General features: G+C 63.8%; 18 protein-coding genes, 1 tRNA gene and 1 pseudogene. 11 read left to right on the top strand and 9 right to left on the bottom strand.

The genetic code is table 11. The features are described from left to right. Positions 1–130 precede the first annotated feature (130 nt). Positions 131–1,631: pseudogene (istA, locus tag IVA82_RS27095) on the bottom strand (IS21 family transposase). A gap of 488 nt (positions 1,632–2,119) precedes the next feature. Between istA and IVA82_RS27090 the strand changes: the two are divergent. The 4 genes from IVA82_RS27090 (at position 2,120) to IVA82_RS27075 (ending at position 7,847) form a co-directional block, all read left to right on the top strand. Further along, on the top strand, positions 2,120–2,560 hold the full coding sequence (locus IVA82_RS27090; RefSeq protein ID WP_247384862.1) for a nuclear transport factor 2 family protein: 441 nt from the start codon (positions 2,120–2,122) through the stop codon (positions 2,558–2,560). 37 nt (positions 2,561–2,597) lie between these two features. Beyond that, positions 2,598–5,969, top strand: coding sequence for an adenylate/guanylate cyclase domain-containing protein (locus IVA82_RS27085; RefSeq protein ID WP_247384861.1), 3,372 nt, complete (start codon positions 2,598–2,600; stop codon positions 5,967–5,969). A 275-nt stretch (positions 5,970–6,244) separates the two neighbouring features. Next, entirely contained in the window at positions 6,245–7,279 is a 1,035-nt protein-coding gene (locus IVA82_RS27080) for a serine/threonine-protein kinase (protein WP_247384860.1), read from the top strand. Between the two features lie 352 nt (positions 7,280–7,631). After that, a complete protein-coding gene (locus IVA82_RS27075) occupies positions 7,632–7,847 on the top strand; it encodes an MbcA/ParS/Xre antitoxin family protein (RefSeq protein WP_247384859.1) in 216 nt (71 codons plus the stop codon). Between the two features lie 531 nt (positions 7,848–8,378). Here the strand turns inward: IVA82_RS27075 and IVA82_RS27070 are convergent. From IVA82_RS27070 to IVA82_RS27035, 8 genes are all read right to left on the bottom strand, one after another. Further along, on the bottom strand, positions 8,379–9,764 hold the full coding sequence (locus IVA82_RS27070; RefSeq protein WP_247384858.1) for a sigma-54 dependent transcriptional regulator: 1,386 nt from the start codon (positions 9,762–9,764) through the stop codon (positions 8,379–8,381). Between the two features lie 46 nt (positions 9,765–9,810). Continuing rightward, the gene (fliN, locus tag IVA82_RS27065; RefSeq protein ID WP_247384857.1) at positions 9,811–10,161 is read right to left on the bottom strand and encodes a flagellar motor switch protein FliN; all 351 of its coding nucleotides are present in this window, start codon (positions 10,159–10,161) and stop codon (positions 9,811–9,813) included. Between the two features lie 3 nt (positions 10,162–10,164). Then, entirely contained in the window at positions 10,165–10,785 is a 621-nt protein-coding gene (locus IVA82_RS27060; RefSeq protein WP_247384856.1) for a FliH/SctL family protein, read from the bottom strand. Next, positions 10,785–11,882, bottom strand: coding sequence for a flagellar motor switch protein FliG (gene fliG / locus IVA82_RS27055; RefSeq protein WP_148742506.1), 1,098 nt, complete (start codon positions 11,880–11,882; stop codon positions 10,785–10,787). The genes IVA82_RS27060 and fliG overlap by 1 nt, the downstream gene beginning before the upstream one ends. A gap of 18 nt (positions 11,883–11,900) precedes the next feature. Continuing rightward, entirely contained in the window at positions 11,901–13,505 is a 1,605-nt protein-coding gene (fliF, locus tag IVA82_RS27050) for a flagellar basal-body MS-ring/collar protein FliF (protein ID WP_247384854.1), read from the bottom strand. Positions 13,506–13,688: 183 nt separating this feature from the next. Next, positions 13,689–13,964, bottom strand: coding sequence for a DUF1153 domain-containing protein (locus tag IVA82_RS27045; RefSeq protein WP_002714638.1), 276 nt, complete (start codon positions 13,962–13,964; stop codon positions 13,689–13,691). Between the two features lie 214 nt (positions 13,965–14,178). Continuing rightward, positions 14,179–14,886, bottom strand: a complete 708-nt coding sequence (locus IVA82_RS27040; protein ID WP_247384853.1) for a flagellar hook capping FlgD N-terminal domain-containing protein — start codon at positions 14,884–14,886, stop codon at positions 14,179–14,181. Between the two features lie 12 nt (positions 14,887–14,898). After that, a complete protein-coding gene (locus IVA82_RS27035; protein WP_247384863.1) occupies positions 14,899–16,494 on the bottom strand; it encodes a flagellar hook-length control protein FliK in 1,596 nt (531 codons plus the stop codon). Between the two features lie 348 nt (positions 16,495–16,842). Here IVA82_RS27035 and mnmA point away from each other — a divergent pair, with 348 nt between their 5' ends. From mnmA to IVA82_RS27000, 7 genes are all read left to right on the top strand, one after another. Next, positions 16,843–18,024, top strand: coding sequence for a tRNA 2-thiouridine(34) synthase MnmA (gene mnmA / locus IVA82_RS27030; RefSeq protein WP_247384851.1), 1,182 nt, complete (start codon positions 16,843–16,845; stop codon positions 18,022–18,024). A gap of 246 nt (positions 18,025–18,270) precedes the next feature. Beyond that, complete coding sequence (locus IVA82_RS27025) at positions 18,271–18,909, top strand: class I SAM-dependent methyltransferase (RefSeq protein WP_247384849.1); 639 nt, start codon at positions 18,271–18,273, stop codon at positions 18,907–18,909. A gap of 272 nt (positions 18,910–19,181) precedes the next feature. Further along, complete coding sequence (locus IVA82_RS27020; RefSeq protein WP_247493640.1) at positions 19,182–19,541, top strand: hypothetical protein; 360 nt, start codon at positions 19,182–19,184, stop codon at positions 19,539–19,541. Positions 19,542–19,778: 237 nt separating this feature from the next. Further along, positions 19,779–19,855 (top strand) — tRNA-Met (locus IVA82_RS27015). A 617-nt stretch (positions 19,856–20,472) separates the two neighbouring features. Beyond that, positions 20,473–21,606 (top strand): ThiF family adenylyltransferase, encoded by a 1,134-nt coding sequence (locus tag IVA82_RS27010; protein ID WP_247493639.1) that lies wholly within the window; start codon positions 20,473–20,475, stop codon positions 21,604–21,606. Continuing rightward, positions 21,599–23,059 (top strand): hypothetical protein, encoded by a 1,461-nt coding sequence (locus IVA82_RS27005; RefSeq protein ID WP_247380688.1) that lies wholly within the window; start codon positions 21,599–21,601, stop codon positions 23,057–23,059. Before IVA82_RS27010 ends, IVA82_RS27005 begins: the two co-directional genes overlap by 8 nt. Before the next feature lie 27 nt (positions 23,060–23,086). Beyond that, positions 23,087–23,590, top strand: a complete 504-nt coding sequence (locus tag IVA82_RS27000; RefSeq protein WP_247380686.1) for a DUF6527 family protein — start codon at positions 23,087–23,089, stop codon at positions 23,588–23,590. Positions 23,591–24,188 lie beyond the last annotated feature (598 nt).

The following is a 24,188-nucleotide window of genomic DNA, read 5'->3' as shown; positions in this document are numbered from 1 at the left end:
TTGCGTTATCGTCGGGCCGCGACAATCATCCTCCCGCCGCGACCGCCAAAATGGCCATCCTGATTGTCGCTGGCTTCCCATCCAGATTGTCGCGCTACACCCATGAGGTCGAAGATTTGGGTTCGTTCCATCAGATGGTCCTCCGGAGGTTGTCGTAGCGGGCACAATCGGCGATCGGTGCATGACGGAGCGTCAGTGCGGCCGGCGTCATGATGTTGGCCGGTGGGGCAGGTTCACGTTGACGGGCCAGGATATTGAGAACGACATCGGCGGAATGGACACTGTGACTGAGCGCTTCGGCACAGGCCGCTTCCACCGCGGACAGACCGTCAGTCAGCACCGCGTTGAGGATGTCGACCATCTGCCGATTGCCATCGTCGGTGCTGGGCCAGCTTGCGCCGGATCCGCTCGATCGCGGCCGGCAGCACCCAGTCTTTGAAGGGAGCACCGTTGCGCAAGGCGCCGGGTTTGCGGGCGAGCACCGGCACATAATGCCAGGGGTCGTAGACGGTATCGCCGCGGCCAAAGGATCGCGGGTGCTCGGCAACGATACGTCCATCCTGACGGATCACGATGCGATCGGCATAGGCTTGAACCTCGACCGGTCGTCCGACTGCGCTGGCTGCGACCGAGTACTTGTTGTTGTCGAAGCGCACCAGGCAGGTCTTCGAGACCGATGCCGTCACCGCATGGAAGCCGTCGAAGCGGCCGGCATAGGGAACGAGTTTGGGGCGTTCGGCTTCGAACACGTCCCAGATCGTCTGATCGGTCAGCTCCGGATGGCGATGAGCCTTGGCGTAGGCGATGCATTTGTCGAGCAGCCAGGCGTTTAACTCGTCGAGGTTTTTGAACCGCAGCCGCGGCGTGAAGAAGCGTTCCCGGACCAGCCCGACCTGGTTCTCGACCTGCCCCTTCTCCCAGCCCGACGCTGGCGTACAGGCGACCGGATCGACCAGATAGTGGCTGCACATCTGCAGGAAGCGACGATTGTAGAGACGGCCTTTACCGACAAAGATCGTCTCCACCGCGGTCTTCATGTTGTCGTAGATGCCGCGGGTGCAGGTGCCTTTGAACAGGGCGAATGCCCGGTCGTGGGCGTCGAACACCATCTCCTGCGTCTCCCGCGGATAGGCCCGCACGAACAGCATGCGGCTGTGACAGAGCCGGACATGAGCAGCCTTCACCATCACCGTGGTGCCGCTCAGCAGGACGACCTCGTGGCTCCAGTCGAACTGGTAGGCTTCGCCTGGTGCAAAGCTCAGCGGCACATAAGCCGACGCTGTCGAGGTGCCGCGTTCCTTGCTCCACCGTCGTGCGTATCGACGAACCGCATCATAGCCGCCGGCATAACCCAGGCCGCGAAGCTCCTCGAACAGCCGGATCAGCGTCAGCCGTTCCCGCGCCGCCTTGCTCTCATTCCCTGCCAGCAACCGATCAAGCTCGCCACTCCAGGCACCCATCTTCGGGAGCGGCTGCGTCTCGCGCTCGTACCGGAACTCCGTCGCTTGAGAACGAATGACCTTGCGAACCACCTTCCGCGATACGCCAAGTTCTCGGCAGATCGCCTTGATCGGACGACCATCAACAAAGTAGGCGCGACGGATCTTACCAATCGTCTCCACCACCAGCATCCCAACCTCGGCTTCCATGACTCGATGGAAGCCACTGTGGACCCTTATCCCGGGGTCCCGATTGGATGCCGATCACCCCGAAAACGGGGTCCTTATTCCATGCCGAAACACATTACCCAGTGAACTTGCTTCCGCTTCGGCAGCATAGCGGACTTCGTCGGAATTTATGCCGTCGAGCTCACGTTGCATCAGCAAGGAGACGAGATGGGCCGAAGTTGGAATACCGCAGTGCATCATATCAAATGAATGGGAACGACTTCCCCACCGTGCTATTGTTTTCCATCACAGCCCGGTATGTGGCTTCTATCTGTGATGAGAACGTCGGTTGCGCTCCCGCCCTCCTCTAACGATAAGAGGCGCGGCATGGAGCAGCAACGGCGTCGTTTCCAGCAAACGTATCACTTCAAGAGCTGCTGGTGCTCTTCGCCGAAGCCGCGCGACAAAAGGCTTCGCATCTTCACAAAAGCAAATCTAAAAGGGAGGGTTTCATGCGCTCGATTCATGCAACGGCATTTGCTCTTTGTTTGCTCACAGTCGCGCCGGTAAGGTCCCTCGCCGGTGACCCCCAGCACGATGTCTCGGCGGCTTACGCAGCATTTGATGCGACGTACAACAAGGGCGACGCGAAGGCCGTCGTCGCCTTATATGTGCCGAATGCGAAGGTGCTACCGCCAACCCACGAGGTGGCGTCGGGTCCCGCGGCGATTGAGAAGTTTTTCGCCGGGTTCTACGCCAACGGCGTAACGGATCACAAGCTTGAGCTGATCGACGCGGGTGGCGATGACAAGGTCGTCTATGGCACGGCAAACTGGAGCGCCAAAGGCAAGGACAAGGATGGTAAGCCTGCGAACTTCTCTGGCATCGCCACCCACGTGTTCGAGCGTCAGGCGGATGGTTCGCTGAAGCTGAGGTTGCATACCTTCAACTGAGCTGGCCGGTATATGCCGCCTCGCGAGGAGACTTCGCGTGGATATCGCGGAATGGCTTCGTGGCCTTGGGCTGGAGCGCTACACACAGGCCTTCCGGGATGCCGAAGTCACGCCGGAGATCCTGTCAGAGCTGACCGAGGCCGACCTGCGGGAACTTGGCTTGCCACTCGGCCCACGTAAGACGGTGCTGAAAGCGATTTACGCACACGGTTCATCGCATGCTCCCGTTCCTGTTGAGGCTCGCGGGTCGGCTACAGAGCGGAAGGCAGCACTCCCGTCGGATGCTGACCGTCGGCAACTCACCGTCATGTTTGTCGATCTGGTCGGCTCGACCGCGCTCGCCTCGGGGCGCGACCCTGAGGAGATGCGTGACCTCATGCAGGCCTACCACAACACCGTGGCAGGCGAGATCACCCGGTTCGAAGGCCACATAGCCAAGTTCCTGGGCGACGGCGTGCTCGCGTACTTCGGCTGGCCACGGGCTCATGAAGACGAGGCGGAGCGTGCCGTTCGCGCAGGCATGCGGGTGACTAAGGCGGTCGCGGCCCTTGCCGGGCCCGCTGGTGCAGCGCTTGCCGCTCGCGTCGGCATCGCAACCGGCCTGGTGGTCGTCGGCGAACTGATTGGAGAAGGCGAGGCCCGCGAGCGTGCGGTCATCGGCGAGACCCCGAACCTGGCAGCGCGATTGCAAGGGCTCGCCGAGCCAGGCAGCGTTGTGATCGCCGAGTCCACACGCCACCTAATAGGCGAAGCCTTCATGTACCATGACCTCGGCACAGTGCCTCTAAAGGGTTTTCCTAGCCCAGTGCAAGCCTGGCTGGTGATCGGTGAGAGCCCGGCGGAGAGTCGGTTCGACGCACAGCACGGGGTGTCGACGACTGCGCTGGTCGGGCGCGACCAGGAACTCGCACTTCTCTTGGATCGCTGGGAGCGGGCGAAAGAGCGAGAGGGACAGATCGTCCTGCTTGGCGGCGAACCAGGCATCGGCAAATCCCGCCTCCTGCGGGCCCTGCGCGACCAGCTCGCGAGCGTTCCGCACACACCCCTGAGCCATTTCTGCTCGCCATTCCATACCAACAGCACCTTATACCCTGTCATTGGGCTCCTTGAACGAGCAGCGGGAATTCGGCGGGAGGATCTTCCCGAAGAGCAGCTCGATAAGCTCGAGGCGATGCTCGCTCTTGCAACAGACGACGCGCATGAGAGCGCACCCGTTCTCGCGGACCTGTTGGCAATCCCGACAGGCGAGCGATACCCGCCACTGAAGCTCAGTCCACACCAGAAGAAGGAGCGAACGTTTCAGGCTCTTTTGGAGCAGGTACGAGGCCTGGCAGCAAGACAGCCTCTGCTTGCCATTTACGAGGATGTCCACTGGGCCGACCCCACCATGCTCGAACTCCTCGACCGGGCTGTTGACGAGGCGCAGCGGCTCCCGGTCCTCATGATTATTACCTTTCGACCGGAATTCGTTCCGCGCTGGACGGGACATGGACACGTGACAACACTCTTCTTGAGCCGGCTGGGACGCAGGCAAGGCGCTGCCGTGGTCGACCGGATAACCGGCGGCAGATCGCTTCCACAGGAGGTGCTTGAGCAGATTTTGGCCAAGACGGATGGCGTGCCGTTGTTCGTCGAGGAACTGACTAAGACCGTCCTCGAATCCGGGCTCCTTAGGGAGAGGGGCAACTGCTATGAACTGATAGGTCCGTTACCGCCGCTGGCGATCCCGACAACGCTCAAGGACTCGCTGATGGCTCGTCTGGACCGGTTGGCACCGGTGAAGGAAGTCGCCCAGATCGCAGCCTGCATCGGGCGAGAGTTCGGACGCGACGTTCTGAAAGCGGTAGCTCTGCTCGATGAGGATGCCCTCCAGCTTGCTCTCAATGAACTACTGGAGGCGGAGCTCATATTCCGGCATGGAATTCCACCGGCTATTGGCTACAGCTTCAAACATGCGCTGGTACAGGACATCGCGCACGAGAGCCTCTTGAGGAGCAAGCGGCAGCAGATCCATGCTCGTATCGCCGCTGCTCTCGAAGAGCTTTATCCGGCCCGTGCGGAGGCAGAGCTGGAGACGATTGCTTCGCATCTCACCGAGGCTGGGCTGGCGGAGAGGGCCGTCGGCTATTGGCTGCGGGCCGGCCGGAACGCCGCGGGGCGTTCCGCCAATCTCGAAGCGATCACTCATCTTACAAGCGGGCTAGAGGCGCTCAAGTCCTGTCGAGAGGGGCCGGAGCGGGATCGCCAGGAACTCGCGCTGCAGACGGCAATCGGGGGTCCGCTGATCGCCATTCACGGATACACGGCTCCGCAGCTCGGCACTGCGTTCGACAGGGCTCACACGCTCTGCAAAGAACTTGACGACACGGATGCCTTGTTCGCCACGCTCAGCGGCAAGTTCATTTTCCATTTTGTCAGAGGCGACTACGGCGCCATGCAGAGCCTGGCGGCCGAGGCGCGTAGCGCCGCCGAGCGCACCGGGGATGTGGCACTGGAATTGGCGGCGCATCGTTTGGCGGCTCTCACGGCCATGCACGCCGGCGACTTTCTTAAGGCCCGCTCCGAGTTCGAGACGATCCTGAGTCGCTATGAGCCGAAGGTGCATCGGCCGCCGCCTGTGCACTATGTCCATGACCCGAAGGCTTCTGCGTTACCCTACTTGGCGATTGTGCTTTGGATCCTTGGCTACCCCGAGCAGGCGCAGAGAGCGAGCCGCACGGCGTTTGAGTACGCTGTGGAGTTGAACCAGACGAACCTTACCGCCCACGTGGAGGTCTATGGCGGGGCCGCGCCTGCGGAGCTGATGGGTGATGTGGCGGCTGCGCATGCGCACGCGGACGCCATCATCGACCTCGCTGATCAACACAGCTTGAACTACTGGCGGTTGAGCGGACTCATCCTGCGGGGCTGGGCAATGGCACGGGAAGGCAACGTGGAGAGTGGTTTGACGCTCATGCGCCGGAGTCTGAACGAGCGGAACCGGCTCGGAGCCAGTTGGTACGAGGTTCGGTACTTGTGCATGCTGGCGGCGACGTACCTGCAACTGGGTGACGGCGACAAGGGCCTCGTTGCCCTCGCGGAAGCAAAGGACCTCGCTGCACGCAATGAAGAGCACATGTGGGAGGCGGAACTTGCATGCCTCGGTGGCGAATTGCAGCGCATTCGTGGTGCTTCACCGGATGAGGTCGAGGCGTATTTGCAAACCGCGCTCCACGTTGCACAGGGCCAGAGCGCCAAGTCATTCGAGTTGCGCGCAGCCATGAGTCTGGCTCGGCTTTGGCGCGACCAGGGTAGGGTAGTCGAGGCGCGAGGTCTCGTTGGCTCTATTTACGGGTGGTTCACGGAAGGATACGAAACACCTGACCTCCGTACCGCTAAGGCACTCATGGCGGAACTAGCTGCGCCTTAATACTCCTTTGGCTTTGCGCAGTTCCGCGCCATCTGCAGTACCGAATTGGCGCGGGCGCTTTGGTCCGCCAGAGCATGGTCGCAGGCGGAATATCTCAGGCGCAGATATCCCCTTTTCGTGCCGCGCGTGTGCAACTCTTTGCGGCTTTCGGGATGCCCCACCGGTTAATGTCGGTTATTGGCCCCATCGCGACCGCGCGTTGCGAAGGGGAGTTGGTCGCCACCGGGGCATAGTCGCGAAGCTGCGATGGTCTTACTTGCTGCGAGGAAAGACCAGTGACGCTAGTTTCGAATCTTCAAGTCGGGCCTAAGATCGGCAACGGTCATTTTGGCGAGGTTCATTCAGGAACTGATGACGTCCACGGCCAAGTGGCAGTAAAGATCTTCACCAAATTGGCCACTGAAACCGATGATGAATGGCAAATTCGCAAGAAAGGACTGCTCGCCGAAGGGCAGAGACTAAGCCGCGCGGAACATCCGAACGTCTTGAAGGTGCATGGCTTACTCGAAAGCCAAACGAGCGATGCGATTCATCTTGTCATGGACTATTGTCCCGGCGGTTGCCTACAGAAAAAGTTCGAGTCAGGGCCGCTACCACTTGCCGAAGTACGAAAATATGCGAATCACGTGACGATGGGACTCGCCGCACTGCACGCGCGGAATATGATTCACCGAGACATCAAGCCAGCTAATATTCTTCTTAATAAGCACGGCGCGGCCCAACTCGGCGATTTCGGTCTCGTGACAGATAACATCGTGGTCGGCTACGCGTCCTTGCAGGGTTATAGTGATCATCTCGCCTTCGAAGTGCATCAAGGTGCCGGTACGAGCGTTAAGACGGACATATGGGCTCTAGGCATGACGCTTTATCGGATCATTCATGGTGCAGAATGGTATTCAAGATTGCCAAGTCCGCGGCATGTTGTCGGCAAAGGCGGCTTCGCTTCGCATCTGCCTTTTCTACCGCATGTACCGAAAGCCTGGCGCACTGTGCTCAGGACCATGATGCACAACGATACGACAGCGCGTTTCCAAAACGCGAACCAAGCTCTCGCCGCATATTCAAGGCTACACACCACGCCTCGTTGGGAGTGCCAAGTATCGTCGCAGGACGTAAAGTGGACGTGCTTGCACAAGAACCGAAATTACTTCGTCGAGTGGGAAGCAACGGCTGCGGGCCGTTTTGATTGGTCCGCTTGGAGCGAACCGGTTGGCAAAGGCATCAAGCGAGGTTGGGGTTCGGCAACTGGCGTCAATTACGACACTGCAGACCGATCGCTCGCTCAGATCTTCGCCAAAATCGGACAGTAGTCAGCGCACTTTGCGCTTCAACTGTAGATAGGGCCCCTTCAGATCCTCTGACGTGAGCGATCTGAGGGCGAAAGCATCCTTAGCAATTCTACGCCGTTCTCCACGGCATCGGTAGCAATAGGCTTGGCTAGCTACCACGCCCGAACGCGGTTTCCAGAGGCGCTGACAATGCCCACCTCTCGGAAGCTGGAGCATGGAATTTCATCACGGTTCCGAAGGCGATTCTGGAACATAACAGGAACGGGCGGAAGCAACCTACAATTTGTAGTTCCAACAATTTTCGTTAACAACTAGTGCCGCCGCTCGTCCCTAGGAAGTACTGCGAGCCAGTGTCGAGGCGGAGGACGAGCCGTTGACGGTCGAAGAGAGCGATAAAGCCGTGCGGCTAGCGCGGGTCAACCGTATCGCCGGAAACGTGTTCGGCGGGCCTGCGAAGGCGCACCGCAGGCTGCGCAAGCCCAAGAGGCTGCTTCGCGGGGAAACGCCGCTGGCTTACCTCGCGACGGAGGCGGGCGCGCGGGTCGTCGAGGAGATGCTGACTCAGATTGATCACGGCATTCTCGCGTGAGGGACGCGGGGCGCATCCGCGTGTCGCACGCCGCGCGCTATCCCCATGACCTGCGCCTGTTCGGACGAAGGACTGGCAACGATTAGCGGATTTCGGCGGGAAGCGGCGCCAAGGAGCGCGTTATACTCATTTCGCGAACTGCGTATAACCTCGCGATTGGTTGGCCTAGTGGCGCGGTTCGCCGCCGAACTATTTGGGCCCCGCCACGATTACCACCACCCGCCGTTGACGACAGGTCCAACAGCTTTGCCAGCAGCAAGGCGGCCGCCGGCAGAGCCGAAGAGCCGACCGCGCCACGCATCCCCGATCATGCCATCATGCCCCGGTTTGCCCGACGAGTCAAAGCGGCTTCGTAAAATCCGTAAAACCTGTAGGCGGCGCCAGGGCTTGGCTACTGTGCATGGGGTTGTTTTCGCGCTTTTAGTTTGGGCGGTCACCGAAGCGCCGGGAGCGTGGAGACAATCTGCGCCTCACGACAAAATGCCCGGCTTTGACCCCGGGCATTGTCGTCTTTCCCCGCCTGTCTGGCCCCTATGCCCCCACCATCGGCATGCGCGGATATTCGCCGGGCGTGCCGGCGGGCGTGATCGGGATGCCGCCGTCGGAATATTCGTTGAGCTTGTTGCGCAGGGTGCGGATCGAGATGCCGAGGATGTTGGCGGCATGGGTCCGGTTGCCGAGGCAGTGCTTCAGCGTCTCCAGGATCAGGTCGCGTTCGACGTCGGCGACCGTGCGGCCGACCAGCGCGCGCGTCACCTGCTCGGCGGCGAACGTGGCATGCGCGACCGCGGGCGGGGTTTTTGCGAGGTCGAGGCGGTCGCCGTCCGGGGTGAGAATCGCGTCGGGCCCGATCTCGTCGCCCTGCGCCATCAGCACCGAACGGTGCATGGTGTTTTCGAGCTCGCGAACGTTGCCCTGCCAGCGATTGGCGGACAGCACCCGGCGCGCCTCGGCCGAAATGGGGCGCAGCGGCACGCCGTTGGCGTCGGCATATTTCTTCACGAAGTGCTGGGCGAGCTCGAGAATATCGGCGGGACGCTCGCGCAGCGGCGGGATCTTCAGGTTGACGACGTTGAGGCGGAACAGCAGGTCCTCGCGGAACGTGCCCTCGCGCACGGCGTCCACCAGGTTGCGGTTCGAGGTCGCGATGATGCGGATGTCGACGGCTACAGGCCTGGTGCCGCCGACGCGGTCGATCACGCGCTCCTGGATCGCGCGCAGCAGCTTCGATTGCAGGCGGACGTCCATCTCCGAGATTTCGTCCAGCAGCAGCGTGCCGCCGGTCGCTTCCTCAAACTTGCCGATGCGGCGGGCGATCGCGCCGGTGAAGGCGCCCTTCTCGTGGCCGAACAGCTCGGACTCCAAGAGGTGCTCGGGGATCGCGGCGCAGTTGATCGAGATGAAGGGCCGCTTGGCGCGCGCCGAGCGCATATGGACGTAGCGGGCCAGCACTTCCTTGCCGGTGCCGGATTCGCCGGTGATCATCACCGAGGCATCGGAGCCGGCGATCTGCTGCGCCAGCTTGATGACCTTCGCCATCGCCTCGTCGCGGTAGACCAGCTCGCGCGAATCGTTGGCGACCGCGGCAAGCACCGCGGCGATCAGCTCCGGATCCGGCGGCAGCGGGATGTATTCCTTGGCGCCGGCATGGATCGCGGCGACCGCGGCGCGGGCGTCGTTGGTGATGCCGCAGGCCACGATCGGGGCGTGGATGTGCTCGGCTTCCAGCCGCATCACGAGATCGCGGATGTCGAGGGCGACGTCGACCAGCAGCAGGTCGGCGCCCTTGCCGCCGCGCAGCACGCGCATCGCCTGGTCGTGATTCTCGGCGTGGGTCACGGTGGCGCCGTTCTCCATCGCGATCTTGGTGGCGGTGGTGAGCTGGCCCTTCAATGTGCCAACGATGAGAAGCCGCATGTCAGTCTCCTGTCCGTCTGGTCGCGCTGCCGCGCGCTATTCCCTGTTAACCGCGTTCGGTTCTGATGATTTCCGTCATGGTCACGCCGAGCTTGTCCTCGACCAGCACGACTTCGCCGCGCGCGACCAGCTTGTTGTTGACGTAGATGTCGATGGCCTCGCCGACGCGCCGGTCGAGCTCGAGCACGGTGCCGGGCCCGAGCTTGAGCAGCTCGCCGACATCCATCTTGGAGCGGCCGAGCACCGCGGAGACCTGCACCGGCACGTCGAAGACGGCTTCGAGGTCGGCGGCGACGCGCGAGGCGTATTCGTCCTCGGTGTAGCCGATGTCGGTGCCGGCCGGCGGCATCGGGCCGTTGAGGTCGGGCAGCGGGACCTGTCCGTCAGTGTCGCTCATGGCTTAATTCCCCCTGCGGGACGCGGTGTAGCGTCCGACGAGTTCATCGACCTTGGCCGCGATGGCGCCGCGCTCCAGCACGACGCCGCCATCGGCCCACTCGATCCGGCAATCGCCGGTCGCAATGTCGGGTTCGGCCAGGATCACCAGCCGGCCTTCGAAGCCGCTCTGCTTGGCCAGCCGCTCGATCTTCTCGCGCGCGGCCTCGTACAGCGCATCGTTGATGCGGACGACCAGGTGCGGCGTCGCGACTAGATGCGAGAAGCAGTCCTTGACCAATGCTACGATCTCGCCGAGCGGCTCGGCGGCGACCAGTTCGGCGCACAGCTTGCGCGCCACCGCGACCGCGACGTCCACCGCTTCGGTCTCCATCTTGCTCTCGATATTGCCGATGCCAGATGCGATGCCGCGGATCGCGATGTTGATCTCCTCGATCGCGAGCGCGACGCGGCGGTCGCTCTCGGCCTTGGCCTCACGCTGGCCGGCGGCGAAGCCGTCCTGGTAGGCGCGCGCCTCGGCTTCCGCGACCTTCTGGGCGATCTCGACCGCGGTCGCTGCCTTCTCGCGCGTCCGGTCCGGCGCTGCGAAGTCGGTATCGAACAGGAATTTTGCCGGAGCGCCCATCAGTACACCAGCTCGTCGTCGGCGCGGTTCTTGGTCAACATGATCTCGCCCTTCGCGGCGAGGTCCTTGGCGAGGTTGACCAGCAGCGCCTGGGCCTCGTCGACGTCGCGCAGGCGCACCGGGCCCATCGCCGCCATGTCGTCCTGCAGCATCTTGGCCGCGCGCGAGGACATGTTGCCGAAGAAGAAGTTGCGGACGTCCTCGTTGGCGCTCTTGAGCGCGACGCCGAGCTTGTCCTTGTCGACGTTGCGCATCAGGGTCTGGGCCGAGCCGGAATCCAGCTTGACGAGGTCGTCGAAGGTGAACATCAGCGCCTTGATGCGCTCGGCGGATTCGCGGTTGTCTTCTTCCAGCGAGGTGATGAAGCGGGTTTCGGTCTGGCGGTCGAAATTGTTGAAGATTTCCGCCATCACCTCGTGGGCGTCGCGGCGGCGGGTCTGGGACAGGTTGGACATGAATTCGGTGCGCAGCGTCTTTTCCACGCTCTCGATCACCTCCTTCTGCACCGCCTCCATCTTCAGCATGCGGTTGATGACGTCGAGCGCGAGCTCCTCGGGCAGGATGCCGAGCACGCGCGCGGCGTGCTCCGACTTCAGCTTCGACAGCACCACAGCGATGGTCTGCGGGTATTCGTTCTTGAGGTAGTTGGCAAGGACCTCTTCCTGCACGTTGGAGAGCTTTTCCCACATGTTGCGGCCGGCAGGGCCGCGGATTTCGTCCATGATGCCGTTGACGCGCTCAGGCGGCAGGTACTGCTGGAGCAGCCGCTCGGTGGCGTCGAAATTGCCCATCAGCGCGCCCGAGGCCGACATGCGCGAGACGAATTCCAGCAGCATGTCCTCGACCGTGTCGACTTCGACCGTGCCCAGCGTCGACATCTCCAGCGAGAGCTGGCGCACCTCGTCGTCGTCGAGCAGCCCCCAGATCTTGCCGCCATACTGCTCGCCGAGTGCCAGCATCAGAATCGCGGCGCGCCGCGGACCGGTCAATTGCTCGGCGGCCTTGCCGTCCTTGGCCCGGGTGTTGGCGCGCTGACCGAGCGTGGAGATCACGCTGGTGATGTCGTTCGAGTTGGCGTTTTGCAAAGCGGCGGCCATATCAGATCTCGTCTCGAATCATTTCGCGGGTTCGGTCAGCCATTGGCGGATGATGGCGACGGTTTCGTTGGGGTTGCGCTCGGCGAGTTCGCCGACGCGATGAACGGACTGGGCGTGGACCTGGCCCTGGACGGTGGCGACGTCGATCGCGCTCGCAGCGCCGCTCGGCAGCAGCGCCTGCGACGGGGCCTCTTCCGAGGCGGCCGGGCCGGTGAGAATGCCGGAGATCGCGGCGGCGACCTCGTCGGAGGCGAGGATGCGCTTGACCAGCGGCCGGATCACCAGGAACAGCACGACCAGGCCGAGCAGCATCATGACGCCGAGCTCGACGAAGTACATGACGTCGTCCTTGGTGAACTGCAGCATGCCGAGGAAGCCACTCGGCTCGGCGATCGGAGCCGTGGAGGGCGCGTCGGCAAAGCGCAGATTGACGACCTCGACCTGGTCGCCGCGCTTCTGGTCGAAGCCGATCGCCGAGCGTACCAGTGTCGCGATGCGGTCGAGCTGCTCCTTGGTGCGGTCCTGATAGGCCAGCTCGCCCTTGTCGTTCTTGGAGTAGATGCCGTCGACCAGGACGGCGACCGAGATGCGGTTGACCCGGCCGGCCTCGGTCACTTCGGTCTTGGTGGTGCGGGAGATCTCGTAATTGTTGGTCTCTTCGGATTTCTTGCTCTGGTCTTTCGCGGTGGCGCCGCTGTTCTGCTGGTTGCCCGGCAGCTCGTTGTTGACGGTGACCTGGCCGTTGTTGTCGGCGGTCATGCTCTGCTCTTCGCGGGTCTGGCTCGAGCGCAGCACGCGGCCCTCGGGATCGAACTTGTCCGAGGTCTGGGTGATCTTGTTGAAGTCGAAATCGGCCGAGAGCTGGACGCGGGCGCGGCCGGAGCCGACCACGGAGGAGACGATGTCCTCGACCTGTTTGCGCATCCGCTTCTCGAAGGCGGTGCGGCGCTCGTCGCCCATCGCCTGCTCGGGATCGGTCTGTGCGCCGTCGGCGAGCAGCTGGCCGGCCTCGTCCACGATCGAGACTCGCTGCGGCTTCAAGCCATTGACCGCGGAGGCGACGAGGTGGCGGATGGCGCGGATCTGCGTCGCTTCCAGCGCGCCGCGGACCCGGACCACGATCGAGGCCGACGGCTCCAGCGCCTCGCGCGAGAACAGCGGGCGCTCGGGCAGCACGAGATGGACGCGGGCGGCCTGGATGCGGTCGATGGCGCGGATGGTGCGGGCAAGCTCGCCTTCCAGTGCACGCAGATGATTGATGTTCTGGACGAAGCTGGTGGTGCCGAGCGCGTCCGACTTGTCGAACACCTCGTAGCCGACCCCGCCGCCCTTGGGCAGGCCGCCCTCGGCGAGCTTCATGCGCAGCCGGGTGACCTTGTCCTTGGGCACCATGATGATGGTGCCCTCGTTGCGCAGCTCGAACTGGATGCCCTGGCGCTCCAGGTCCTTGATGATGCCCGAGGAGTCCTCGACGCTGAGGTCGGTGAACAGGGTCGTCATCTGCGGCGTCGTGACGCGCATGATCACGAACGCGAAAAAGCCGACGAGCGCGGCGGTGACCGCGATCATCGCCCCAAACCGGGCGGCGCCGATACCCTTCAAAAAGTCCGCAAGACCTTGCAAGCAACCGCCCCAGAAGATTCGGCTGCTTTCGCTGGAAAGGCCGACTGGGCAATTATTGCCTAGGTGATGGTTTCGATATGGTTAACGAAGATTAAGAGCTCGGACAAAAGTAAGCGGCATGAAAAAAATCGGCCTCGCATGGCGAGGCCAATTTTCGTCAAAAGCCGCAGATTTCCGGATCGCTTACTGGCGATATTGCTGAATGCGGGTGGTGCGAAGCCCCGCAAGACCATGCTGGTCGATGGAAAACTGCCAGGAGAGGAATTCGTCGACCGTCAGGGTGTAACGACTGCAGGCCTCCTCGAGGGACAGGAGTCCGCCACGAACGGCGGCGACGACCTCGGCCTTGCGGCGGATGACCCAGCGTTTGGTGCCGGGTGCAGGCAGATCCGCGATCGTCAACGGACTACCGTCCGGCCCGATGACGTATTTTACCCTCGGGCGATGGGGTTCTGTCATGGCGTACTCACAAACTCTCAACCACTGAACTCACGCCATAACCCTACGCGTGGCGGCTTAAAAATCCGCTAAGCCTAAGGCTTCAATACAATTCTCGTTGAAACTTGCGGGAACGCAGCCGTCTCGACCGGCGGGAGGGGTGCCTCCGGGCCGTCGAGGGCGTCTTCGTAAATACTTTACTAACGAAAAGAGCGTGTCAGGCGAGGCCGCAGCCTCAGTTGCTGCTGGTGCTGACGATGCTCTTCACCTGACTGACCGTGTAGGTCTGGCCGTCGATGGTCAGAAGCGGCGGCGACTGGGTCAGGTCGACGGACGACACCGTGCCCTGGACCTGCGCGGCGATGCCGACATTGTTGCCCGAGAGGTCCTTGCCCGTGGCCGAGATCGTGTACTTGCCGTCGGGCCATTGCGTGCCGTCATTGCCCTGGCCGTTCCAGGTGAAGGGAATGTCGCTGCCGGCGGCGGCGGTGTATTTGCCGGTGAACACGGTCTGGCCGGTGCTGTTGGTCACCGAGATGTCGACCGTCGAGCTGCTGGGCACGTTGAGGTGCCAGGTTGCGGACGAGCTCTTCATCGTCGCGGTCGAGCCGTCGACCACGGCGGTCTTGCCGACGAAGCCGAGCGCCTGGGTTGCCTGCGTGGTCTGTTGCAGGCTGACGAGCTGGGACAGCGAATCGTTGGTCTTGAGCTGCTGCTCGACACCGGCGAACTGCACCAGCTGCTGGGTGAACTGGTTGGTGTCGAGCGGATCGAGCGGGTTCTGGTTCTGCAGCTGCGTCGTCAGCAGCGTCAGGAAGGTCTGGAAGTTGCCGGCCAGCGTCGCTCCCGTGTTCGAGCTCAGGGAATTCGACGAGGAGGATTTCGGCAGGTCGGTCGTTCCGGAGACGACCGCGGGTGCGGTGGCGCTATTCGTGGTGGTCATGGCGGATACTCCTCAAACCCTGATGTCGACGCCGCTGCTCGACCCGAGCATGCGGCCGTAGCTGCGCCCCACCGGCGCCGCGGGGGCTGCGTCTTCGTCGCTGATGATCAGCCGGCGGGCATTGCCGTTGTTGTCGTTGCCCTGACCGGAGTTCTGGCCCGACGAATTCTGGTCGCGCAGGCTGAACGAAAGCCCGTTGCTGCCGGTCTTGAGGCCGGCATCGTCGAGCGCGCGCTGCAATTGCGGCGCGTCCTGCTTCAGCATCGACAGCGTTTCCGGCTTCTCGACGGTGAGATGCGAGGTGACCTGGCCGTTGCGGTCGACATTGATGCGCACGTCGATGCGGCCGAGCTCGGCCGGATCGAGGCTGATGTCGAAGCGGGTCTTGCCGGCGCGTGCGGCGGCGATGATTTCGATCGGGACGCCGTTGATCGGCACGGCGGTGTTGGTCGCCGCGGTCGCGGTGAGGGTCGCGGTGGACGCGGTCGCAGCCGAAGTCGTATTGGTCAGCGGCGCCTGCACGGCGGAGGCGGCCTGCGCGCTGGTGTCTGTTGTGGTGACCGTGGCCTGCGTGCCTGCATGGGCATGCGTTGCCGGCGCAGCCGGCGTCGCATCGGCGGCCCCGGAGGCGGCCTTTGCATCGCTCGCGCTGGTGTCGGCTTGAGGCTTGGCGGCTTGCGGATGCGCACCGGCGTTCGGCGCGGTTGCCGGATTTTGCGCTGTGGCGGCGTCGGTCTTGCCGGCATCCTGGCCGATATTGGCGACGTCGGCCTGCGCGGTGGCGACAGCCTTGAACGAGGTTTTCGGTGTGCCCTGATCGACGGCGGCAATCAGCCCGCCATTGGTCTTGGCGTCGGTCGCGGTTGCCTCGCTTGTGCCGGTCGCGGTCTCCGCCAGCGTCGCCGTGGTGTCGGCGTCGACCTTGGCGCCGGCCGCTTTCGCGCTCTTGTCGCTCGCCGTGGCAGTATCGGTCTTGGTGCCTGCGATCTGCGCCGCGGTCGAGGCGCTGGCGGCGATGCCGGCAGCCGCGATCGTCAGCGGCGAGGCGGCGGTGTTGGCGGCCTGGTTCGCGGCGGCCTTCGGATCGGCCGGCATCACGGGCGCGGCGATCACGATCGCGTTCGGATCCGGCACGGCCGCCTGCGCCGCGTCGGTCTGTGCGGCGGCTGTGGCATCCACGGCGGCGGCCAGGCTGTGGGCGCCGTCGGTCTTGTCAGCCTTGGTGTCGTCGGATGTGTCCGCCGATTTGGTGCCGGACGCCTCGGACTTGTCCGTGGTCTTGCTCGGCGCCTTGGCCCGATCGGTCGCGGTGTCGCTATCGGCCGCCACTGGCGTGTCGCTGTCGTCGCTCGCCCTGCTCTGCGAAGCGGCGTCGTTCGCCGAAGTCTCGCGCGGGCTCTTGTCGGAGGCGGACGACGCGGAATCGGGGCGGCGCGGCGCGGCGTCCTGCGGCTGCGACGGCGCGCTGTTGCTGATCGCCTGTGCATTGCTGTCGACCAGCGAACCGAAGGAGTCGCTGGTGTCTTTCGGGCTCTGCGACCGGGCAGTCTTCTGCTGCGCGCTGGAGACTTGCGCTCTGGCAGCTACATCTGACGTCACACCAACCACAGGCGAACCCCTCGAGAACATCTTCGGACCCAGAGGTAGCAAGGAGTGGGCCAGCCCCGCGAAGAGGTATTTTATCTTATTATATCAATGACTTGATGAATTGGCCCCGACGTCCCAATGTGCCCGGCGACCCCGCTATTTCTGCCTCCCCGGCAAGAATTGCCCTAAGCTGATGACCCCTGCGATTGCTTCACCGGGATGCCGCCTATATTAAAGGAGTGCTCTCAGCCGCTTTTCGACCGGGCCAGCCAGCCCTGCGGGAACCAAAGTTCCGCGGGGCCAATGATTCCCCGGTCAAAGGCACAGAAATCGCGGATCGCCCAACGCCGCCGTCAACACTTTAAGCCCATGCTCAACAGTCTCGATCTCGAAGGCCGTCCGCAGGACACCAGGGTCGTCGTCGCCATGTCGGGCGGCGTCGATTCCTCGACGACGGCTGCACTGCTCAAGGCGGAGGGCTATGACGTCGTCGGCATCACGCTGCAACTCTACGACCATGGCGCGGCGACCCATCGCAAGGGCGCCTGCTGCGCCGGCCAGGACATCCACGACGCCCGCGAGGTTGCCGCCAAGCTCGGCATTCCCCATTACGTGCTTGACTACGAGGATCGCTTTCGCGAGTCCGTCATCGACAATTTCGCCGAGAGCTACGCGCTCGGCGAGACGCCAGTGCCGTGCATCGAGTGCAACCGCTCGGTCAAGTTTCGCGACCTGCTGAAGACCGCGCGCGAGTTAGGGGCCACCGCGCTCGCCACCGGCCATTACGTCGCCTCGCGCCGTCTCGCCGATGGCTCGCGCGGGCTGGTCTGCGCGGCCGACGCCGATCGCGACCAGAGCTACTTCCTGTTCGCCACCACGCGCGACCAGCTCGACTATCTGCGCTTTCCGCTCGGCGACATGACCAAGCCCGAGACCCGGGAGCTCGCCCGCCGCTTTGGCCTGTCCGTCGCCGACAAGCACGACAGCCAGGACATCTGCTTCGTGCCGACCGGGCGCTACACCGACATCATCACTCGCCTGCGGCCGAACGCGATGGATCCCGGCGACATCGTCGATCTCGACGGCCGCGTGCTCGGCCGCCACAGCGGCATCGCCAATTTCACCGTCGGCCAGCGCCGCGGCCTCGGCATCGCCTCCAGCGCGCCGCTGTTCGTGGTGCGGCTGGATGTCGCAAACCGCCGCGTCGTCGTCGGCCCGCGCGATGCCTTGAAGATGCACCGCATCGTGCTGCGCGACGTCAACTGGATCGGCGACGACGACATCGACCGCGCCATCGGAGGCGGTCTCGAGATGTTCGTGCGCGTGCGCTCCACCCGCACGCCGCAGCCGGCGTGGCTGCGCGGCGCAGGCGGTCACTACGAGGTCGAGCTCGTCGCCGGCGAAGAGGGCGTCTCGCCCGGACAAGCCTGCGTGTTCTACGACGCGCCGACAGGCCAGGCCCGGGTGCTCGGCGGCGGCTTCATCCAGAGCGCCGCGGCCAAGGTCGCGAGCAGCGCTGCGCGGCCGCTGGCGGAAGCGGTGCGCGGCTAATTCCGATGAGATCAAGCCCGACTACTGCCACCGCAACGACGGTGCGCCCCCTCTCCCGCCTGCGGGAGAGGGGTGGGGTGAGGACTCTCTCCGCTAGCGATATCTCGCGAGAGGATAAAGCCCTCACCCGCCACGCTCTTGCGAGCGTGTCGACCTCTCCCGCAAGCGGGAGAGGTGCAGCGAGTGCGCAGCGACATTTGATTCCACCAATCGTCATCACACTCTAAAATTTTCGGGGCAGGGGGCATGGCAGCAGACATCTCGCGGGCCGGGGTCGAGAAGGCCTATGGCCGCTGGGCGCCGGTCTATGATCTGGTGTTCGGCAAGGTGTTCGACGCCGGCAGGCAGTCGACCATCGCAGAGGCCGATCGCATCGGCGGCCGCATCCTCGACGTCGGCGTCGGCACCGGCTTGTCGCTCTCCGACTATGCGCGCACCACAAGAATCTGCGGCGTCGACATCTCCGAGCCGATGCTGCGCAAGGCGCAGGCGCGGGTGCGGGCGCTGCGGCTGTCCAATGTCGAGGTGCTCTCGGTGATGGACGCGAAAAACCTCGCGTTTCCCGAAAACTTGTTCGACGCGGTGGTCGCACAATACGTCATCACCGCCGTGCCCGATCCCGAAGGCACGCTCGACGAGTTCGTGCGCGTGCTTAAACACGGCGGCGAGCTGATCCTGGTCAACCACATTGGCGCCGAAGCGGGTGCGCGAAAGCTGTTCGAGCTGGCCTTCGCACCGGTCGCCCGCCGCCTCGGCTGGCGCCCGGAATTCCCATGGCAGCGCCTGGTCGACTGGGCCGAAAGGCACGGCGGCATCACCCTCGCCGAGCGTCGCCCGATGCCGCCGATGGGCCACTTCTCGCTGATCCGCTACCGCAAATCGTGACGGATGAGCCCAGTGCGCAGCCAAGCCGCCGGTGCACTCCCTCTCCCCGCCTGCGGGAGAGCGTAGGGGAGAGGGTTCTCTCCACCAGCGATATCTCGCGAGCGGATAAAGTCCTCACCCGCCACGCTCTTGCGAGCGTGTCGACCTCTCCCGCAAGCGGGGAGGTAAGCGGAGTTCGCGGCGGCCATCGAATCCAAATTCGTAATGATCCAAAGCCCGATCACTTCGCGCTTTGGCAGGAACAGGCCGCACCCCCCGCGCGTTTCCTTTCCATGCGCACGACATCAAACATCATCCTGGCGAGCCTGCTGATCGCCGCCTCCGGCGGAGCGATCGCGCAGGCCCCGCCCGCCCCGGCGACGCCGCCGCAACAGACCGCGCCGCCATCCCCGCAACACGCAACCGACTGCACGCCGTCCGATCGGCTACGCGGCAGCGTCCCCGACGGCACCACCACCGGCCAGGTGCGGGAACCGCTCGGCGACAAGCTGGCAAAATCCGAGGGCGTGATCTGCCCGCCCTCCGGCGTCGATCCCGAGATGCACGCGCCGGCGCCCAGCACGAACGGCGCCATGCCCGTGATCCCGCCCCCCGGCAGCCCCGGCGGCGACCCGAATGTGAGGCCGAAATAGGCCCGTTCCGGCTCTCCCTTCCTTCGCCTCTTCCCGCCTGCGGGGAGAGGCTCGCATCGCAGATGCGATCTGGGCGAGGGGGACTCTCCGCGAATCTGGTGCCCGAAATGGGCCGTTTTCGACCTTGCCCGCCTTGTCTCGCCGAAGCTGTGGCGAAGGCGGATTGACAGCCCCCGATCCCCTTCCTTATATGCCGCGCGTTCGCGAGATCGGCCATTGCGCCCCCGCGAGCCCTGTGGCGGGGTAGCTCAGCTGGTTAGAGCACGGGAATCATAATCCTGGGGTCGGGGGTTCGAGTCCCTCTCCCGCTACCAATTCCAGCGTAACCCTTTGATTTCCCAGAGTTGGCCGATCGATGTTTCGCCATGAGGGATATCTCATTGATACATGCGGAAGCATCACTGATCAATGCGTGTAGCCACCCGGTGCTGAAACCAAACAGCCCGCTGGGGCGGGCCGCATGGGCAATAGCTTTGGAAGAACGTCGGGCTATCGGGGGTTCGAATCCCTCCCTCTCCGCCAATTAGCCCGCACCCCAATTAGCAGTCCGAAGGGCCCCCAGGGCCCGTCTTTCGGGCAGTTCGACGCCTCAAGCAGAGGCGAGGCGCGTGACTGTACCAGGGTCTGTACCAGCAAATGTACCAGCGAAAAAACGCCGCGACCGGCAACCCGCCGGGCCGCGGCCGCCGCGTTATTTGACCGGCGACCCCGCCGGCTGGCGCTTTCAGTTGCGGCTTTCCCCGCAATTCTTCGGAAACGGTATTTTGGCCGGATCCCGTCTTGCAGGTTCTCCCCGTATCGTTCGGGCCACGTTAGGCCCGCGCCGCCGCGGCGAGGCCAAACGCCTGGCGGTGCAGCTTGCAAGCCTCTGCCAGACCATCTGCAGCTTCGCGGCCGACATCTGGAAGGGGACCGCTATGGACGAGATGCAGTGGACGTCGCCAATCGAGCGCGCGCGAGAGAACGGAGCGTCGTACTCATCCACACGCATCCCTTCGACCTTGGGCATCCGCGCTTCTCCGACGTCGACGATGAAGGCGAGGTGGCGCTTGCCGACTATCTGCGGCGGCGGGCTCCGGCCGGCGACCACCTGACGCTGGTGCTGGGGCCTGGCGGCTGTCGCGCTCGCCGGATCGGCACGACCCAGGAGGTGCCGGCCTGGGAGGTCGGCGAGAGCTTGGTCCGGCTGTCGCAAGGCGGACCCGCGGAGACCGATCAAGCCCGGTACGACCGCCAGGTCCGCGCCTTCGGCACCGACGGCCAGCGCGCGATCTCCTCGCTGAAGGTTGGTGTGGTCGGCCTCGGTGGCACGGGATCGGTGTTGGTTCGCCAATTGGCCCGACTCGGCGTCCGCGACTACGTGCTGATTGATCCGGACGGTGTCGAAACCAGCAATCTCAACCGACTTGCCGGCGCCGGTCCGGCTGATGTGGGCAAAGCCAAAGTAGCTGTCGCGGAAAGGGAAATACTCGCCTGCTCGCCAAGCGCCCGGGTGCGCGGGCTGCGAGCCGACGTCGTCGATCAGAGCAGCGCTGCGGAGCTGACAGGCCTCGATTTCCTTTTTCTTTGCACCGACTCGCATGCGAGCAGGGCCGTGGTCTGCCAGCTCGCGTACCAGCATCTGGTACCGACCATCGACATGGGAACGAGCATCACGGTGCGCGGCGGCGTCGTCACCCACATCACCGGTCGCGTGCAGATGCTGGCTCCGGAGCTGCCATGTCTGACGTGCACAGGAGCGCTCGACGCCAACCAGATCCGACGCGAGATGATGAGCCCGGAGCAGCGCGCGTCGGATCCCTACCTTGTGGGCGCGCACGAGCCGCAGCCCGCCGTCATATCGATCAACTCGACCGTGGCGTCGCTGGCAGCGACCATGTTCATGGCCGCCGTGACCTCAATGCCGGGGCAGGTTCGTTTCCAGCTCTACGACGGGGTCAGGGGAGCGGTCCGGCCGACGCAGGCAAACGTGGTCGAGCACTGCATCGTGTGCTCGAAAAAGGGATCGCTGGCCAAGGGAATGTCGTTGCCGCTCCCGGTCCGGGCGAGCGCGGACAATGGCTGAGACGCGCCCCGAAGTACTTTGGTTCGGCACTCCTCCCGCGGCGGAGACCGAACGCGAATTCCGGCATCGAAACCTGAGCCTCCGATGCTGCGCCACCACGGCACCGGTCGAGCCCGCCAACGCCTGCGCAGCGGTCTTCCGGTTCGGAGCCGACCTGCCGGACGATGTGCTGCGCGCTGCCAACGCCCACGCAAGAATGCTGGTCGACAGCGGCCTGCGAATCGACCTCGTCGCGGACGACGATGAAACCATGGGACGCGTTCAGGCCGGATCGAAGTCCGTTCTGAAACTGCCGGGCGTGGCGGCTCGCACCGACCCGCCGCCGCATTCGTTGGCGGAGAAGATCGCGCGACACGACGCCGGACAAAGGCCTCACCCTGGCCTGCAGATCGAGGTGGCCGGGAAGCGCGAGCCTTTGCGGGACGTCGACGAGATACTGTTCCAGCGGGCTTTCGCCCACTGCAGCCGCATCGTCCTGGAGGAACTCACCGGAGGGCTCTCGCAGGCCAGGGTGTTCGCCGTACACATGACCGTCCACACGTCGAACGCGGGAATCTGGCCGCAACCTGATTTTGCGAAGCTGGACAGGCGCGACAAGATCGAGAAGGAACACTCGAACTATCTTAACTTCGCTAAGAGATTCATCCCATTCGGCCTTAGCCCGAACATTCACGATCAAATAGTCGGAGCAGAACGAAGCCTGCTCGTCGGCAATTTCGTCGACCGGTCGGAATCCCTGTGGAATCTGGCGCGCCGAAATTTGTCAGCCCGCGCGGTGACTTCCCTCATCGAAGAAACCCTCGGTGGTTGGCGTGACCAGGCGTACGCCCAAGACCCGGTCGAAGGCTCCGTCGCCGAGGCAATGTTAGAAGCCGGCCTGCTCAAACCCGACAAGATCAACTCGCGCCACGTCGAGGCGGTGTCCCGCCTCGGGATCACGACCGAGCCGGGGGTCATCCTCGGTCAGTTGCGAGGCTTGACACAGCGCTATCGCACCGCGCCGGCGCATGGCGATCTTCACGGCGAAAACGTGCGCGTGCGCAACGACCGCGCGATAATCATCGATCTCGCATCTGTTGTCCCGTCCGCACCGCTGACGGTGGACCTCGCCGCCCTCGAGACTTGGTTCGCGTTCCAGCTCCCGCCAGAGTGCGACCCATTGAAATACGAAGATGCCGTGTGGGCCGCCGAGATCGACCGTCGCTCCCGAAGCGTTTCTGCATCCACCCGGACCCTGCGACCCGACGAGCAAGTTCTGCTGGATGTCCACCGTGGTTCGGCAACTCAGACGCATGGGAATCGCGATACAATCCTGCTCCACCGAGTACCCAGCCGCGGTGGCCGCCCAGCTCTTGAGGCGGTGTCAATGGGACGACGGCCCTGCGGCCGACCGCTTCAGGCGGACGAAAGGCTACGCCGTCGCGGCCCGATTGGCGCGCGCACTGTCAGATGAAAGCTCAAGACGATGGTGGCAAGGAAAGTGAACCTGCTCGGAGTCGCGGAATATCGCGACGAAGGCGAGAAGACGCTGAAGTCGGCCGGTGACGCCGTCGTCGTCCATCGAGGCGCGCTTCGCTCAGTGCTGATGTGCTGTCCCGACGGCTGCGGCGAAACGCTGGTCGTCAATCTGGATCCACGGGCCGGAAAGGCGTGGAAGCTCGATATGCGCACGGGAAAGGCGACCCTGTACCCCTCGGTCCGGCGCGACGGAGGATGCGGAAGTCATTTCATAGTCTGGCGCAGCCAGGTTCTCTGGTGCGATCGCTTCGAGGAAGGCAACGTCGAGCCGAGCTATGACGCCGCGGCGCTCGAACGCCGGGTTCTGGGAGCGCTCCGAAAGCATAAATTGCGTAGCGCGGAGGAGGTAGCCGTCGAGCTCGACGAGATTCCTTGGGAAGTGACAAGAGCGGGACATGCGCTTGCGCGCCGCAGACTGGCGGTCTGCGGCTCGGGCAGGCAGCGCGATTGGTTCGCCTTGTCCTAGTACCGGCCCGCCCGACCAAATGGGGTATCCATCAACTGGGATAGCAAAATCATCAGACATCTTCTCCCTCGACGGATAGCGAGATTATTTTTGCGGCGGCGCGCGCCGCGCGAAACGATGGAGGTTGTTCGTCATAACCATCCGCGCTCGCCGAACGCGGCAAGGTCAACACCCGGCGGAGCATACCATCCACCTGAGCCATATCGGGCGCCCAGCTTCATAGCGATCTCTTTGTTTCCATAAGGAATCCGCAGCGGCGTCCCTGCCGCCGGATTTGGTTGGGCGGGCATTGATGTCAATCGGCTTGCAAATTTGACGGGGCGTATTGCCTCATCTGAGGATGTTACTTTCGCTTGACGGATGTAGCTCCGACTGTCGGCCGGTCCGAGGTTGCGTCATTGCTCGCAGGATCGGAGGGACTGGGGCCGTCGCGGAGTGCCCATCACACGCAGCGACGGCCCCAGTCCCGGGATCACCAGTAGTGGCCGGTACTGTACGCGGGATGATCACCTTGGCTCCGTTGCGTCTGAGTGATCGCAACAAGCGCTGCACGATGGTGTGCTGCGGCGGCCCGAACTTTTCGGGGGAATGCTCGGCG

The organism is Bradyrhizobium sp. 142 (assembly GCF_023074015.1).
Classification (GTDB): Bacteria; Pseudomonadota; Alphaproteobacteria; order Rhizobiales; family Xanthobacteraceae; genus Bradyrhizobium.
This window is presented reverse-complemented; position numbering and strand designations above follow the sequence as displayed.

Excerpts from the sequence above, each read along its gene's own strand:
- IVA82_RS27070 (WP_247384858.1), bottom strand. The coding sequence starts at position 9,764 with ATGCGGCTTCTCATCGTTGGCACATTGAAGGGCCAGCTCACCACCGCC.
- IVA82_RS27040 (WP_247384853.1), bottom strand. The coding sequence starts at position 14,886 with ATGACCACCACGAATAGCGCCACCGCACCCGCGGTCGTCTCCGGAACG.
- IVA82_RS27025 (WP_247384849.1), top strand. The coding sequence starts at position 18,271 with ATGGCAGCAGACATCTCGCGGGCCGGGGTCGAGAAGGCCTATGGCCGC.
- IVA82_RS27020 (WP_247493640.1), top strand. The coding sequence starts at position 19,182 with ATGCGCACGACATCAAACATCATCCTGGCGAGCCTGCTGATCGCCGCC.
- IVA82_RS27090 (WP_247384862.1), top strand. The coding sequence starts at position 2,120 with ATGCGCTCGATTCATGCAACGGCATTTGCTCTTTGTTTGCTCACAGTC.
- IVA82_RS27045 (WP_002714638.1), bottom strand. The coding sequence starts at position 13,964 with ATGACAGAACCCCATCGCCCGAGGGTAAAATACGTCATCGGGCCGGAC.
- mnmA (WP_247384851.1), top strand. The coding sequence starts at position 16,843 with ATGCTCAACAGTCTCGATCTCGAAGGCCGTCCGCAGGACACCAGGGTC.
- fliG (WP_148742506.1), bottom strand. The coding sequence starts at position 11,882 with ATGGCCGCCGCTTTGCAAAACGCCAACTCGAACGACATCACCAGCGTG.
- fliN (WP_247384857.1), bottom strand. The coding sequence starts at position 10,161 with ATGAGCGACACTGACGGACAGGTCCCGCTGCCCGACCTCAACGGCCCG.
- IVA82_RS27060 (WP_247384856.1), bottom strand. The coding sequence starts at position 10,785 with ATGGGCGCTCCGGCAAAATTCCTGTTCGATACCGACTTCGCAGCGCCG.
- IVA82_RS27005 (WP_247380688.1), top strand. The coding sequence starts at position 21,599 with ATGGCTGAGACGCGCCCCGAAGTACTTTGGTTCGGCACTCCTCCCGCG.